Annotated in this window: 9 protein-coding genes; 2 read left to right on the top strand and 7 right to left on the bottom strand. The window is 71.8% G+C overall.

Features of this window, described 5'->3' with window-relative positions; all coding sequences use genetic code 11:
* Window positions 1-75: 75 nt before the first annotated feature.
* From AB0L56_RS01295 to AB0L56_RS01285, 3 genes are all read right to left on the bottom strand, one after another.
* Entirely contained in the window at window positions 76-1,710 is a 1,635-nt protein-coding gene (locus AB0L56_RS01295) for a protein kinase (RefSeq protein ID WP_365417612.1), read from the bottom strand.
* A 153-nt stretch (window positions 1,711-1,863) separates the two neighbouring features.
* Window positions 1,864-4,353 carry a protein kinase gene (locus AB0L56_RS01290; RefSeq protein WP_365417609.1) on the bottom strand — a complete coding sequence of 830 codons (2,490 nt, stop codon included), beginning with the start codon at window positions 4,351-4,353 and terminating at the stop codon, window positions 1,864-1,866.
* Between the two features lie 153 nt (window positions 4,354-4,506).
* Entirely contained in the window at window positions 4,507-6,522 is a 2,016-nt protein-coding gene (locus AB0L56_RS01285) for a serine/threonine-protein kinase (RefSeq protein ID WP_361021439.1), read from the bottom strand.
* Between the two features lie 170 nt (window positions 6,523-6,692).
* On the opposite strand from AB0L56_RS01285, the gene AB0L56_RS01280 reads away from it, so the two are divergent.
* Window positions 6,693-7,736 (top strand): serine hydrolase domain-containing protein, encoded by a 1,044-nt coding sequence (locus AB0L56_RS01280; protein WP_361021436.1) that lies wholly within the window; start codon window positions 6,693-6,695, stop codon window positions 7,734-7,736.
* A 223-nt stretch (window positions 7,737-7,959) separates the two neighbouring features.
* Here the strand turns inward: AB0L56_RS01280 and AB0L56_RS01275 are convergent, their stop codons facing one another.
* The gene (locus AB0L56_RS01275; RefSeq protein WP_365417606.1) at window positions 7,960-9,666 is read right to left on the bottom strand and encodes a glycerol-3-phosphate dehydrogenase/oxidase; all 1,707 of its coding nucleotides are present in this window, start codon (window positions 9,664-9,666) and stop codon (window positions 7,960-7,962) included.
* A 274-nt stretch (window positions 9,667-9,940) separates the two neighbouring features.
* Between AB0L56_RS01275 and AB0L56_RS01270 the strand changes: the two genes are divergently transcribed.
* On the top strand, window positions 9,941-11,149 hold the full coding sequence (locus AB0L56_RS01270) for a nucleotide sugar dehydrogenase (RefSeq protein WP_365417603.1): 1,209 nt from the start codon (window positions 9,941-9,943) through the stop codon (window positions 11,147-11,149).
* A 230-nt stretch (window positions 11,150-11,379) separates the two neighbouring features.
* Here the strand turns inward: AB0L56_RS01270 and AB0L56_RS01265 are convergent, their stop codons facing one another.
* From AB0L56_RS01265 to AB0L56_RS01255, 3 genes are all read right to left on the bottom strand, one after another.
* Complete coding sequence (locus AB0L56_RS01265) at window positions 11,380-12,504, bottom strand: GuaB3 family IMP dehydrogenase-related protein (protein WP_361021427.1); 1,125 nt, start codon at window positions 12,502-12,504, stop codon at window positions 11,380-11,382.
* A 129-nt stretch (window positions 12,505-12,633) separates the two neighbouring features.
* Window positions 12,634-14,139, bottom strand: a complete 1,506-nt coding sequence (guaB, locus tag AB0L56_RS01260; RefSeq protein ID WP_361021424.1) for an IMP dehydrogenase — start codon at window positions 14,137-14,139, stop codon at window positions 12,634-12,636.
* Between the two features lie 172 nt (window positions 14,140-14,311).
* A complete protein-coding gene (locus AB0L56_RS01255; protein ID WP_006130726.1) occupies window positions 14,312-14,899 on the bottom strand; it encodes a sigma-70 family RNA polymerase sigma factor in 588 nt (195 codons plus the stop codon).
* Window positions 14,900-15,086 lie beyond the last annotated feature (187 nt).

Raw genomic sequence — 15,086 nt, 5'->3', positions numbered from 1 at the left:
TCATGCCCCACCGGATGTGTCCGCTCCGGTACGGCGATTCGGCCAAGCGGCGCGCATACGCCCACGCCACGGGCGTCAGGGCTCGCGCCACCCCTTCAGGACCGTCCGGAACTGCTCGCGGGTCGTGCCCCAGTCGGCGGCCGGCGAGGACATGTAGAGCGCGTACTCGACGCCGTCGCGCGCGATGTACATCTGGTCGATCGCCCGGCGCGGGCCCGGGAACTCCGTGTCCTTGGCCAGCGCGGTCCAGCTGTACTCCAGCCGTGCGCTCTCGTGGTCGCGGTAGGTGAGGCGTTCCAGTCCCAGCCGCTCGTAGCCGACCAGACGCCCGCCGATCTGCTGGTCCAGGTCGCTCAGGTGCTGGTACGGGTCGTCGAAGTCCGGGGAGTCGTCGACCGCGATGCGCAGGAAGTGCTCGCCGCCGTCGGGCGTGTAGTCGACCTGCCCGGTCTCCTCGTCGAACACCACGCGCTCCCAGTCCTCGCCGGGCAGCACGACGGTGAAGCCGAGGGGGTCGGTACGGCGCACCCAGCCCTCGGGCAGACCGCCCGTCTTCTCGGTCTCGCCCGACTTCACGGGACTGGGCGTCCGGTCGGTCCCGTACGGGTCGGCCGTGGTGCCGCCGCCGTCGCGGTCCCACTGCTGGACCACCACCGCCGTACCGCCGCCGATGACGGCGGCCAGGGCGACCACCAGGGCGACGGCCCGCATACGCATCTTCCGGCGCGGCGCGCCGGCGGGCGGCCCGTACGGTGGCTGGGCGGCCGTGGCGCCGCCGGCCTGCGGGTACGGCGCCTGCGCCGCCGTGGGTGCCGTCTGCGGCCCGGTCCGGTACGGCGACGGCACCGGGGCGTCGACGACCTGGGTGGGCACGTATGCCTGCGCCGCTTGTGGTCTGCGCCCCTCGGCGGCCTCGGCGAGCAGCTGCTCGGCCTGGGCTGCGTCGGGCCGGGTGGCCGGATCCTTGCGCAGAAGTGCGCTGATGACGGGCGCGAGCGGGCCGGCGTATCGCAGTTCGTCGGCCTCCTCCTCGACGACGGCCTGCATGGTCGTCAGCGGCGAGGTGCGGCGGAACGGCGACCGGCCCTCCACCGCCGTGTAGAGCGTCGCGCCGAGCGCCCAGAGGTCGGAGGATGGGCCGGGGTCGTGGCCGCGGATCCGCTCGGGCGCCAAGTAGTCGACCGAGCCGACGACTTCGCCGGTGCGGGTGATGGCCGTATCGCCGTCTATCTGGGCTATGCCGAAGTCGGTGAGCAGCACCCGGCCGTCCCGGGCGAGGAGAACGTTGCCGGGCTTGACGTCGCGGTGCAGTACGCCGGCGGTGTGCGCGGCGCGCAGCGCGCGCAGCACCCACAGGCCGATGCGGGCGGCCTCGCGGGGATCGACGCGCTCCTGCTCGTTCACCGCGTCGGCGAGGGAGTGCCCCTCGACCAGCTCCATCACGATCCACGGACGGCCGTCGTGCTCCAGTACGTCGTGCACCGTGACGACGGCGGAGTGGTTGATCCGCGCGGCCGCCCGCGCCTCCGCGCGGGTGCGCGCCAGCAGCCTGGCCCGTTCGCTGTCGGAGACGTAGAGTGCCGCGGTGAGTTCCTTGATGGCGACCGCACGGTGCAGCACCTCATCGTGGGCGCGCCACACCCGGCCCATGCCACCGCTCCCGATGGAGTTCCCGAGCCGGTAGCGGCCCGCGACGAGCGAGCCCTGCATCTGATTCACGTTGCCCCGCAATGGTCTTGACAGGGTCAGAGTAGGTAGCCCCGCCCTTCCTGGGAACCGACGGCGTGCCATGGAGACCGCACTGTGATGGATGTCGCTGTCCGGGCCCGGAAAGCAACCAAAACGCCTGCACCCGTGCGCGGTTCAGCCCGGGTACCGGTAGGTCGTCGCCGCCTGCTCGTACAGCCGTGTCACCTCGTCCCGTTGTGCTTCCGGTCCGCGCACCTGGACGACGTGGTAGCGCCCGTCGATCAGCGCCGCGAGATTGCGCACGTACAGCTCGCCCGCGTCGCCGGTCCAGGTGAACTGGCCCTCGGCCATGGTCCGTCCGCCCACCTCGATGGTCTTGAGGCCGGTGGAGGTGGCCCAGCTGGAGTCGCGGTAGGGCTGGAGCTCGCGCTGGTCGTCCCGCTGGTAGGCCATCGGGTCGCTGCCGTACCGGTCGGCGCTGTCCCGGCCGGGTACGACGATGAGCTCGAAGTCGCCGCGGGAGTAGACGACCTGGCCGCTGCCGTTCTTCGCGGTGCGCTGCCAGTTCTCGGCGACGGCGACGCTGAAGCCTTCGGGGTCCTTGCGCAGGGTGAAGCCTTCGGGGACTTCGGGGCCGGTCGTCTGGGTCTCGTTGGAGGCCGTTGACTCCTCGGGGCTGTTTCCGGGGCTGTTCTTGGGGCTGTCCGCAGGCTTCGGCGCTTCCTTGTCCGTCCCCGGCTCGCTCGGTGCGGCGGCCGCCCTGTCCGCGGCGCCGGTGCGGGCGGCGGATCCCGTCCCCGCGTCCTGCTCACCGGCCTTGGGCATGAACAGCATCGCGTAGGCGATGGCCGCCGCCATGGCAAGGAGTATCAGCAGAAGCAGGGTGCGGCCGAGCCGGCGCGGGGACCCGGTCTCCGGTTTGGCCCGCTTGTGCCGCCCGTGGTGGGCGGGCAGCGCGGCCCGTCGCCTGCGCACCAGCTCGCCCCGGCGCCGTATGATCGGCAGCCGGCTGGTGTCGGCGGCGGGGGGTGCCGCTATCACGTGTACACCGGCCTCGGGCTCGGGCGCCGACCGCACCAGCGACCGCAGCCAGCCACGCAGTTCCTCGAAGTCGGGGCGCTCGGTGGGGTCCTGACGCAGCAGCGACTCCACGACCGGGCGAAGCGGCCCACACTCCTCGGCGAAGGCGGGCGGCTCGGCGCACACCATCTGCACCAGCTCGGCCGTGGACTCCTCCGGGTAGGGGGCGTGCCCCTGGACGGCCCTGAACAGCAGTGAGCCCAGCGCCCACAGGTCGGTGGCGGGCCCGATCGGCGCGGCCAGCTGCCAGTTGTCGTGCACGGGGCCGGCCTGCTCCGGCGCCCATCGCTCGGTCACGGGACCGACGACGGCCATCCGCGCCTGCCGCGCCCGCTCGGCGGCCAGCGCGGTGGTCGGGCCCCGGCGCGCGGGGGCGTGCGCCACGAGGTCGTCCCAGCGTGCGGGCGGGGCGGACGCCCCGGGGACAGCCGCTGCTTCCAGGGCGCCGGGTCCGGTGGGTCCCGTGGCTTCGCGGGGGGCGGTGCTGGGTGGGGCACCGTTCCATGCGGTGGCGCCGACGCCGTAGGGGTCGGCTATCTGTCCGGGCAGGGCCGCGGCGGGCGCCGCTCCCTCGCTCTCGGGGGCGGACCGGGCTCCGGGCAGGGCGGCGCGGTTGCTCTGCTGGGCCTCCTGCACCCGGGCGGCGGCACGGGCACCGGCCCGGTAGGCGGCGATGGCCCCCGCACGGGCCGCCCGCACATCCCCCGCGCTGTCAAGCGCCCTCGGGGCCGCGGCGGGCGTGAGACCGCCCGGGGCGTCCGCCCCGCCGCCGGGCAACCGGCCGGCCCGTGCCTCGATGGCGGCCCTGCGCGCGGCGTCCGGATCGAAGCCGGGGCCTGGGCCGGTGTCGGCGGTGAACCCGGGCGGCCAGGCGGGGCCACGCCCCCGTCCGGATGGTCCCGGCGCCCCCGGTGCTTCCGTGCCCTGGCCCGGATCGGTGTCCTCGTCGTCCTCGTCCCGTTCCGGCACCGGGTCGTAGCCGCACAGTGCCTCCTCGGCCGCCCCGACGGCGAGACCGGTGAGCATGACCCGGCCGTCGTCGCAGACGAGGACCGTGCGCGCGGTGATGTTGCGGTGCACCCAGCCGTGGGAGTGCAGCACGCGCAGGGCCGTCAGCACGTCGGAGGCGACCTCCGCCGCCCGGTAGGGGGACAGCGGTTTCTCGGCGAGCAGTGCGGCCAGCGGACGTGCGGGGACGAGCTCACTGACGATCCACAGCGAACCGCCCTCGGCGAAGACATCGAAGACCTGGTCCAGGCGCGGGTGGTCGGGAAGGGCGGCGGCCGCCTGCGCGGCCTCGACGGCACGCCGTACCACCGGGTCGGTGGGGCGCCGCGTCCCGGTCCGCGCCGGCCCGGCCCCGCCATGCCGTGCGGTCCCGTCACGTGCGGTGAATCCGTCGGGCAGCCCTTCGGCGTCCAGCACTTCGGCCTCGACGACCTCCGGCAGCGGAACCTGCCTGACCAGGACCTCCTGCCCGCTGTAGGTGTCGAAGGCGCGGGTCTCGGTCAGTTCGTACTCGTCGGAGGGCGGCAGCGGCAGGCGGTAGCGGTCGGCGAGAACCCGTCCCGCGTAGTCGTCCACATTGCCTCCCCCGGCACTACGGTCGGTCAGTTCCGCTCGCCCTGCGGGTCGTTCCGGCTTCGTACGGTCCGCAAGCATTCACGATACGTGCCGGAGGCAGCCCGCAGAGAGGGGATGTCACATCTGACTCCCCATTCCGGGAACCGCTCATGCTCAGGACTTCGGCCGGAACGTCCGTGTCAGTGTCCGCCAGGTGTCCTTGCGCTGCTCGCTGCCCCACTTGGCGGCCTTGGCCGTGTACATCAGCCCGTATCCGAGACGGTCGCCGACGACGGTTCCCCGGTCGATGGAGCGGTACGTGGTCCCGCCCTCCACATAGGTGAACTCCCAGTCGGCCGTGTTCCAGCCCCGGTAATCCACCGACTCGATACGGATCCGCTTGTACTGAGCTCGCACCATGGCGCGCTCCTGGTTCTTCCAGTCGGCCACCGGGTCGTCCTTCGGCGCGGTCGTCCAGCCGATCAGCAGCTTCTGCCCGCCGGGCCCGGTGAACCGGTCACCGGCCGCCCCCGACGACTGGAACTTCCACCCTTCGGGCAGTCCGATCGAGTACCCCTGGCTCCCCTGGTGCGTCTGCGTGGCCGATGTGCCACCGCGGTTCCCGGACGGTTCCGCCGTTCCGCCGGCGCCCGCGCCGTTCTCCCCGGCACCCGGTGCCGTTTCCTTCTCCGCCGGTCCGGACTCCTTGCCGTCGGTGCGGGTGCCGCCGTTCTCGTCGCCCTTGGTGTCGGCGCCGAAGGTTTCACTGGTGGCGGTGCGGTCGCCCCCGCCCGCCTTGGCGCCCTTGTCGCCCTCGTCGTCACCGCCGCTGAGCACGACGGTCAGTACGGCGCCGAGCACGGCGAGTGCCACGACCACCGCGATGACGACCAGCGTCCGCCGCGGCACCACATCGGTGAGCGACGCCCGCGGCACGGGTCTGGGCGGCAGATCCGGCGGTGTCATCACCGGCCACCCCGAGCTGCGTCCGCCGGACGACAGCTCTTGCCGCCCGGTCCCCGACGCGGAGGCAGGTCCGGAGGCGGTGGCGGAGGCCGGCGCGCCGGCCGGTGCTCCGGACGTCCCGGCGGCCGAGGTCCCGGCGTCGGCGTTGGACGCCGAAGCGGCGGTGCCGCCCGGTGACTTGGCGCGGGCCGCCGCTGCGGCGCCGGCCGACCCCGCCGCCACCGCTGCCTTGCGCACGGAACGCAACGCGCCCCGCAGCTTCTCCCCGGCCTCCTCGCTCCGCTTGCTCCGGGTGCCGCGCTCGCCGGGCTGCTCGGGCAGGGGCACGACCTTCGTCGCGTCCGCCGGCTCCGGGTCGTCCTCCCGGTGCCCGGGCGCGTGGATGACCGCGTTCAGCATGGCCCGGGCGCCACTGTCGTCGAGCCGCTGGGCGGGATCCTTGGTGAGCAGCCCGTGGATGACGTCCCTGAGCGGTCCGGCGTTCTTGGGCTCCTCGAGCGGCTCGGTCATCACCGCCGTGAGCGTCGCGATCGCGGACCCCTTGTCGTACGGCGGGGTGCCCTCCACCGCCGCGTACAGCAGGCCGCCCAGCGACCAGAGGTCGGCCGCCGGCCCCGGCTTGTGCCCGCGTGCCCGCTCCGGGGAGATGTAGGAGGGGGCGCCGACCAGCATGCCGGTCGATGTGATGGACGGGTCGCCCTCGACCTGGGCGATGCCGAAGTCGGTGAGCACGACCCGGCCGTCGTCGGCGATCAGCACGTTCGACGGCTTCACGTCGCGGTGCAGAATGCCCTCCCGGTGCGCGGAACGCAGCACGTCGAGCACCGCGAGCCCGACCTCGGCGGCACGCCGCGGTTCCAGCAGACCGTCCTCCCGGATGGCCTCGGCGAGCGACTTGCCCTCGACGAGCTCCATCACGATCCAGGGCCGGTCGTCCTCCTGCACCACGTCGAAGACGGTCACGGCGCTGTTGTTGCGGATCCGCGCGATGGCCTTGGCCTCACGCAACGTGCGCGTGATGAGCCGCCGCTTCTCCTCCTCGTCGATGCTCGACGGGAAGCGAAGTTCCTTGACGGCGACGGTTCTTCCCAGGGTTTCGTCCTGGGCACGCCAGACCGTCCCCATGCCGCCGCGGCCGAGCACATCTCCCAGCCGGTACCGCCCGGCGAGGAGACGTGCGCTCCTGTCCTGACGGGGTGTCCCCGCCCGATCCGCCTCCGACATGCGTCCCCTCATGCAACCCGCCCTGACAGAGCCTTCATTGTCCCTCACCCGACAAGTGCTCTACGCCCAGGGTGCCTCTGGCGGCACCTCGGGGCCGGCGCCCGCGGAACCCGGGTGAAGGACGCCTTCCGCCGCCCTGCATGATGGGCCCCGACAAGAAAGGAACCGGGATGCCGCCGCTTCGGACTCTACTGGCCGTTGCTGTGTCCCTGGCCCTGCTCGCGCCGGTCCCGGCCGCCTCCTCCGCCTCAGCCGTCCCGTCTGCGGACGCGCTCCTTCCGCTGCTGGTCACGCGGGGTGGCGCCCCCGCGGCGGCCCTGCTGGCCCTGGAGCGGACCGGCCCGCGCTATGCCCACGCCGGCCCGGGCATCGAGCGTGCCGACCACTTCCGCGCGGGCAGCATCACGAAGACGTTCATCGCCACGGTCGTGCTGCAACTGGCCGAGGAGGACCGCCTGTCGCTGTCCGACACCGTCGAGGAGCATCTGCCCGGCCTGGTGCGGGGAGCCGGCAACGACGGCCGCGCGCTGACCCTGCGGTCCCTGCTCACCCACACCAGCGGACTCCCCGACTTCACCGCGGACACGCGGGGCGCCCTTCCGGTGACGCCTCTTCAAGCCGTACGCATCGCACTCACCCACCCCCCGGCCGACCGCGGCCGCTTCTCCTATTCGAACACCAACTACGTCCTGCTCGGCCTGATCGTCGAACAGGTCACCGGCCGCTCGTACGCCGACGAGACCGAGCGCCGCGTCATCACTCCACTGGGACTGACCGGCACCTCCTTCCCCGGTTCCCGCACCTCCTTGCCCCCGCCGCACGGCCGCTCCTACGCCGCCGACGGAACCGACGTCACCCGGCTCGACCCGCGGGTGGCCGGGGCCGCGGGCGAACTGGTGACCACGCTCGCCGATCTGGACCGCTTCTACTCGGCCCTGCTCGGCGGTGAACTGCTGCCCCCGCGCCGGCTGCGCGAGATGCTCGACACCCGTACCGCACACGGCTCGTACGGCATGGGCCTGCTTCCCGTGACGCTTCCGTGCGGCACCACGGTGTGGGGGCACAACGGTCGGATCTCCGGCAGCTACGTGCGCACCGCAGCCACGGTCGACGGCCGACGTGTCCTCACCTTCCGGGTGAACACGGATGCGTTGGCGGATCCCGGTCTCGAGTCCGCGGTGCTCGCGGCCGAGTTCTGCCCTGGCACCGAGTAGAACGAGCGGGCTCCGAACGAGGATCCCAGCCCCGGTCACCCGTTCGAGTGATTCGGGGCGCGGCTTCGTGCGGTGACCGCACCTACTGCCCTCGTGCCGTGCCCCCGCCGGCTTCTCTCGCGCCGTTTCCGCGCTGGCCTCCCTAGTGCGTGCCCTCACCCACTGCCCTCGTGCGGTGCCCACACCGGCCTCCCTCGTGCAGAGGGCCGCAGGGCTTCGCCGACTACAGCGGCACGATGTCAGGCGCGCCCAGCCGTGCCGCGTCCGCCGTCAGGTCGTCGGGCTGCCGCTGGGACTCCCGCTCGGCCTCCACCCGCTTCTCGTAGTGCTGCACCTCGCGCTCGATCTGACCCTGGTCCCAGCCCAGCACCGGCGCCATCAGTTCGGCCGCCTCCCGTGCGCTGCGCGTGCCCCGGTCGAACGTCTCGATCGATATGCGGGTACGCCGGGTCAGTACGTCGTCAAGATGCCGCGCCCCTTCGTGCGAGGCGGCATAGGTGATCTCGGCGCGCAGATAGTCGTCGGCGGCCTCCAGCGGCTCGCCCAGCGAGGGATCGGAGGTGATGAGGTCCAGGACCTCCTCCGACAGCGCGCCGTACCGCTGCAGCAGGTGCTCCACCCGCACCGGGTGCAGTCCGGTGCGCGCGGCCGTCCGGGCCCGCCAGTTCCACAGCGCGCGATAGCCTTCGGCGCCCACCAGAGGTGTGTCCTCGGTGACACAGTCGGCGACGCGCATGTCCAGCCCGTGCACCGCCGCGTCCACCGCGTCCTTGGCCATCACGCGGTACGTCGTGTACTTGCCGCCCGCCACCACGACCAGCCCCGGCACAGAGTGGGCCACCGTGTGCTCGCGGGACAGCTTGCTCGTGGCGTCCGACTCGCCGGCGAGCAGCGGCCGAAGACCGGCGTACACGCCCTCGACGTCATCCCTCGTCAGTGGCACCGCGAGGACCGAGTTCACATGATCGAGCAGATAGTCGATGTCGGCGCTCGAGGCGGCCGGGTGGGCCTTGTCGAGGTTCCATTCGGTGTCCGTGGTGCCGATGATCCAGTGCCGGCCCCAGGGTATGACGAACAGCACGGACTTCTCGGTGCGCAGGATGAGCCCGGTCGTGGAGTGGATGCGGTCCTTGGGGACAACCAGGTGGATGCCCTTGGAGGCCCGGACGTGGATCTGTCCCCGCTCGCCGACCATCGCCTGGGTGTCGTCGGTCCACACTCCGGTGGCGTTGACCACCTGCTTGGCGCGGACCTCGTACTCGCCGCCGCCCTCGACGTCCTGCACCCGGGCGCCGACCACCCGCTCGCCCTCACGCAGGAAACCGGTCACCCGGGCGCGGTTGGCGGTCTTCGCGCCGTATGCCGCGGCCGTGCGAACGAGAGTCGCCACGAAGCGGGCGTCGTCCACTTGGGCGTCGTAGTACTGCAGGGCCCCGACCAGAGCGTCCTTCTTCAGGCAGGGCGCCACCCGCAGGGCGCGCCGATGGGTCAGGTGGCGGTGCGTGGGCAGGCCCCTGCCGTGCACGTGGGTCATGGCCATGGCGTCGTAGAGCGCGACGCCCGTCCCCGCGTACAGCCGCTCCCAGCCCTTGTGCTGCAACGGGTACAGGAAGGGCACCGGCCGCACGAGGTGCGGGGCCAGCTTCTCCAGCAGCAGGCCGCGTTCCTTCAATGCCTCCCGCACGAGGCCGAAGTCGAGCATCTCCAGATAGCGCAGGCCACCGTGTATCAGTTTGCTGGACCTGCTGGAGGTGCCCGAAGCCCAGTCACGCGCCTCGACCAGGCCCGTGGACAGGCCGCGCGTCACGGCGTCGAGCGCCGTCCCCGCGCCCACCACGCCACCGCCCACCACGAGCACGTCCAGTTCGTGCTCGGCCATGGATGCGAGTGATTCGGCGCGCTGCGCCGGCCCCAGTGTCGCTGTCCTCACCGCTGCCTCCCGCTCATCGGTCGCGTCGGCCGCACCCGTCCGGCGAAGCCCGGTCTCCCACCCTCATGCCCAAATTCTGACTGGCCTGCCCGACTTCAGCCACCACACGCCCCGAGCCTGTGGACAACCCCTGCGGAACGACTCACCGAAAACCAGTCGATCAATCCCGCATATCGGTCATATTTACTCCTAGTCTGACATTGCGCTCGCCTGTCCAGTCCACAGCGCTTGCGCACCTGTCGCACTCCGGTTATTGGGAAGGACGGCCCACGCCATGCCCGCAGATCTCGCCGTCATCGGACTCGGCCCGTACGGACTGCCGCTGGCGCAGGCGGCCGTCGCCGCCGGCATCTCCACCATCGGTTACCGGACGGGCCCCGAGGCGGGTTCCCTCAGCGCCGCCGAACAGCGCCGCATGCTGGCGCAGGGCTTCCGGGTCACGGCCAACCCCACCGAACTGGGCCGGGTGCGCACCGCCGTCATCTGCGCCCCGACCCCGCGCGGGGCGGACGGCGGGCTGGATCTCGGCCAGATCGAGAGGGCCGCGCGCACACTCGCCGCGCGGCTGCGTCCGCACACCACGGTGATCCTCGAGTCCCCCGTGCCGCCCGGGACGACGGAGGGGCCGCTGTTGCGCCTCCTCGAGTCGGGATCGGGTCTCCGCGCGGGGCGCGATTTCCACCTCGCCCACGCCCCCAGCCGCGTCGACCCCGGTAACCGTGACTTCACCCCCGCCAACACCCCGAAGGTGATCGGGGGCCTGACCCCCGCCTGCACGGAGTCGGCCGCGGCCTTCTACGGCCGCATCACCGACAAGGTGGTGCGCGCGCGGGGCACACGCGAAGCGGAGACCGTCCAGCTTCTGGAAACCAACTTCCGGCACGTCAACATCGCCCTCGTCAATGAGATGGCCACTCTCTGCCACGATCTGGGCATCGACCTGTGGGACGTCCTGCGCTGCGCGGAGACCAAGCCGTTCGGCTTCCACGCCTTCCGCCCCGGTCCCGGCGTCGGCGGCCACGCCTGCCCCCAGGACCTGACCGCCCACGCGGGCCGCACCCTGCGCATGGCGGAACTCGCCCAGGAGGTCAACGGCCGTATGCCGCGCTACGTCGTGCAGCGCGCCGCCGCCCTCCTCAACGAGCACGGCAAGTCCGCGCGCGGCGCACGCGTGCTGCTCCTGGGGGTCACCTACAAGGCCGACCTCGCCGACCAGCAGGGCAGCCCGGCCCAGGAGATCGCGGTCCGCCTGATGGACCTGGGCGCCGCGGTCAGCTACCACGACCCCCACGTGCCGTCCTGGAACGTCCTCGACCGGCCCGTCCCCCGCGCGGACTCCCTCTACGAGGCCGCCGCGGAGGCCGACCTGACGATCCTGCTCCAGCAGCACCGTACGTACGACCTTCAGGGGCTGTCGGTGAAGGCCCAGCTGATGCTGGACACACGCGGGGCGACACCCACGGGGGCGGCGCACCGGTTGTGAGGGGGCGCGCGGACGAATCGGATGGACATCGCCACGGGCCCTCCCGCTGCCCCCGCCGCTGTCGGCAGTCGTTCCGCAGGGCGGAACGGGTGGGCACAGCGGAACCACGCCGGGCGGCCATGAAGCCCCCTCCAGGCACAGGGAAGGGGCCGGTCACCTGGAAGGGTGGTCGGCCCCTTCCCTGTGCCATGAGAGGCTCGCGCCTGTGCCGTAAGAGGCTTGCGCAGCGGTTACCGTCGGTGCTGCGAGTCCGCCACCGTCACCTCGACGCGCTGGAACTCCTTCAGCTCGCTGTAACCGGTCGTGGCCATCGCGCGGCGCAGCGCGCCGAAGAGGTTCATCGAGCCGTCGGGGGTGTGGGACGGGCCGGTGAGGATCTCCTCCAGCGTGCCCACCGTGCCGAGGTCGACCTTCTGGCCGCGCGGCAGCTCCTCGTTGACGGCCTCCATGCCCCAGTGGTTGCCCCGGCCCGGACCGTCCGTCGCGCGGGCCAGCGGGGAGCCCATCATCACGGAGTCCGCGCCGCAGGCGATCGCCTTGGGCAGGTCGCCGGACCAGCCGACCCCACCGTCCGCGATGACGTGCACATACCGGCCGCCGGACTCGTCCATGTAGTCACGGCGGGCGGCGGCCACGTCGGCGACCGCGGTGGCCATGGGCACCTGGATGCCCAGCACGTTGCGCGTGGTGTGCGCGGCGCCGCCGCCGAAGCCGACCAGGACGCCCGCCGCGCCGGTGCGCATCAGGTGCAGGGCGGCCGTGTAGGTGGCGCAGCCGCCGACGATCACCGGGACGTCGAGCTCGTAGATGAACTGCTTCAGGTTCAGCGGCTCGTGCGAGCCGGAGACGTGCTCGGCAGAGACCGTGGTGCCGCGGATGACGAAGATGTCCACGCCCGCGTCGACGACGGCCTTGGAGAACTGGGCGGTGCGCTGCGGGGAGAGCGCGGCGGCGGTGACCACGCCCGAGTCGCGCACCTCCTTGATGCGCTGCCCGATCAGCTCCTCCTTGATAGGCGCGGCGTAGATCTCCTGAAGGCGGCGGGTGGCCGTCTCTGCGGGCAGGCCGACGATCTCGTCCAGCAGCGGCTGCGGGTCCTCGTACCGCGTCCACAGGCCCTCGAGGTTCAGCACGCCGAGGCCGCCGAGCTCACCGATGCGGATCGCCGTGGCCGGCGAGACGACCGAGTCCATGGGAGCGGCCAGGAACGGCAGCTCGAAGCGGTAGGCGTCAATCTGCCAGGCGATCGAGACCTCCTTCGGGTCCCGCGTACGGCGGCTGGGGACGACGGCGATGTCGTCGAAGGCGTACGCCCGGCGGCCGCGCTTGCCGCGCCCGATCTCGATCTCAGTCACGTCTGTGGCCTTTCCCTGTTGCGTTGGAGCGCCTTCCAGTATCCCGCACGGCCGCGGCGCCCACCGCACCGAACTGTACGGCGAGGGCGGCCCCGGATGCTCCGGAGCCGCCCTCGGGAAGCCCGCCGTCTACTTGCGGCTGTAGTTCGGTGCCTCGACCGTCATCTGGATGTCGTGCGGGTGGCTCTCCTTGAGGCCGGCGGAGGTGATCCGCACGAAGCGGCCGTTGTCCTGCAGTTCGGGCACGGTGCGGCCGCCGACGTAGAACATCGACTGGCGCAGGCCGCCGACCAGCTGGTGGACGACCGAGGAGAGCGGGCCCCGGTAGGGCACCTGGCCCTCGATGCCCTCGGGCACGAGCTGCTCGTCGGAGGCGACGCCCTCCTGGAAGTAGCGGTCCTTGGAGAAGGACCGGCGGTCGCCGCGCGTCTGCATGGCGCCGAGCGAGCCCATGCCGCGGTACGACTTGAACTGCTTGCCGTTGATGAACATCAGCTCGCCCGGGGACTCCTCGCAGCCCGCGAGCAGCGAGCCCAGCATCACCGTGTCGGCGCCCGCGACGAGGGCCTTGGCGATGTCACCGGAGTACTGCAGGCCGCCGTCGCCGATGACCGGCACGCCGGCCTCCTTGGCGGCCAGCGCGGCCTCGTAGATCGCCGTGACCTGCGGGACGCCGACGCCGGCCACCACGCGGGTGGTGCAGATGGAGCCGGGGCCGACACCGACCTTGATGCCGTCGCAGCCCGCGTCGACCAGGGCCTTCGCACCGTCGCGCGTGGCGATGTTGCCGCCGATGACGTCGACGCCGGCCGAGTTCGACTTGATCTTGGCGACCATGTCGCCGACGAGACGGGAGTGGCCGTGCGCGGTGTCGACGACGATGAAGTCGACGCCCGCCTCGATGAGGGCCTGGGCACGCTCGAACGCGTCACCGGCGACACCGACCGCGGCGCCGACCAGCAGGCGCCCCTCGCCGTCCTTGGCGGCGTTGGGGTACTTCTCCGCCTTCACGAAGTCCTTGACCGTGATCAGGCCCTTGAGGACGCCGTGGTCGTCGACGAGCGGAAGCTTCTCGATCTTGTGGCGGCGCAGCAGCTCCATGGCCTCCGGGCCGGAGATGCCGACCTTGCCCGTGACCAGCGGCATCGGCGTCATGACCTCGCGCACCTGACGGGAGCGGTCGGTCTCGAAGGCCATGTCCCGGTTGGTGACGATGCCGAGCAGCTTCTTGTTGCCGTCGGTGACCGGGACGCCGCTGATGCGGAACTTGGCGCACAGGGCGTCGGCCTCGGCGAGCGTGGCGTCCGGGTGGATGGTGATGGGGTCGGTGACCATGCCGGATTCGGACCGCTTCACCAGATCGACCTGGTTGGCCTGGTCCTCGATGGACAGGTTGCGGTGCAGGACACCGACGCCGCCCTGGCGGGCCATCGCGATGGCCATGCGGGACTCGGTCACCTTGTCCATGGCGGCGGACAGCAGCGGGATGTTGACCCGCACGTTCTTGGAGACGTACGAGGCGGTGTCGATCTCATCGGGCGCCATGTCGGACGCGCCCGGCAGCAACAGCACGTCGTCGTAGGTCAGCCCGAGTGTCGCGAATTTACCGGGCACTCCGTCGACGTTGGCAGTCATGACACCTTCCCCAAATGGCCTTGATCGGTGCGGATGTCCATGCTAACGGGAAGCGGAGATGTCTCATTCCACGGTCCGGCACGGCTCCCGGCTTCGTATGTTTGTACGGGAACGGTTGATCGTCCGTTCATATGGCGTTGTACGCCGAAGGGGACGCGCGGTGGCGGGGTTGTTACTGCTCCGCCAGGGCGCGCAGCCTGCTCAGCGCGCGGTGCTGGGCCACGCGGACGGCGCCGGGTGACATTCCCAACATCTGTCCAGTCTCCTCCGCCGTGAGGCCCACGGCGATGCGCAGCAGGATCAGCTCGCGCTGGTTCTCGGGCAGGCTGGCCAGCAGCTTCTTGGCCCACTCGGCGTCGCTGCTGAGCAGGGCGCGCTCCTCGGGGCCGAGGGAGTCGTCGGGCCGCTCGGGCATCTCGTCGGAGGGCACGGCGGTCGAACCAGGGTGCCGCATCGCCGCGCGCTGGAGGTCGGCGACCTTGTGGGAGGCGATGGCGAAGATGAACGCCTCGAAGGGCCGCCCGGTGTCCTTGTAGCGGGGCAGTGCGAGAAGCACCGCGACGCAGACCTCCTGCGCGAGGTCCTCCACGAAATGCCGGGCGTCGCCCGGCAGCCGGGACAGACGCGTACGGCAGTAGCGCAGCGCGAGGGGATGGACATGGGCGAGCAGGTCGTGCGTGGCCTGCTCGTCTCCGTCGACAGCGCGATGGACGAGCGCACCGATCGCCCCTTGGGCAGTGCCCGCCTCGTCGTCGCGCATCGGTCCATGGTGCCTTGCGGACGTCGGGTCCGCGGCACCGTGTCCCTTGTTGTGCACCGAAGCGTTATGAGCAGGTGCGCCGGAAGTCATACCCTGCGCCCTCCCCTTCCGCTCGACCGACTCGTCCGCGAGGAACTCCACACCTCAAGGATGCGGCATCCACGGCGAAACAAGCAGCGGGCCTCTT

This window comes from Streptomyces sp. NPDC052079 (assembly GCF_040680275.1).
In the GTDB taxonomy this organism is placed as follows: domain Bacteria; phylum Actinomycetota; class Actinomycetes; order Streptomycetales; family Streptomycetaceae; genus Streptomyces.
The sequence above is the reverse complement of the archived record's forward strand: the minus strand, read 5'-3'. Positions and strand labels throughout refer to the sequence as shown.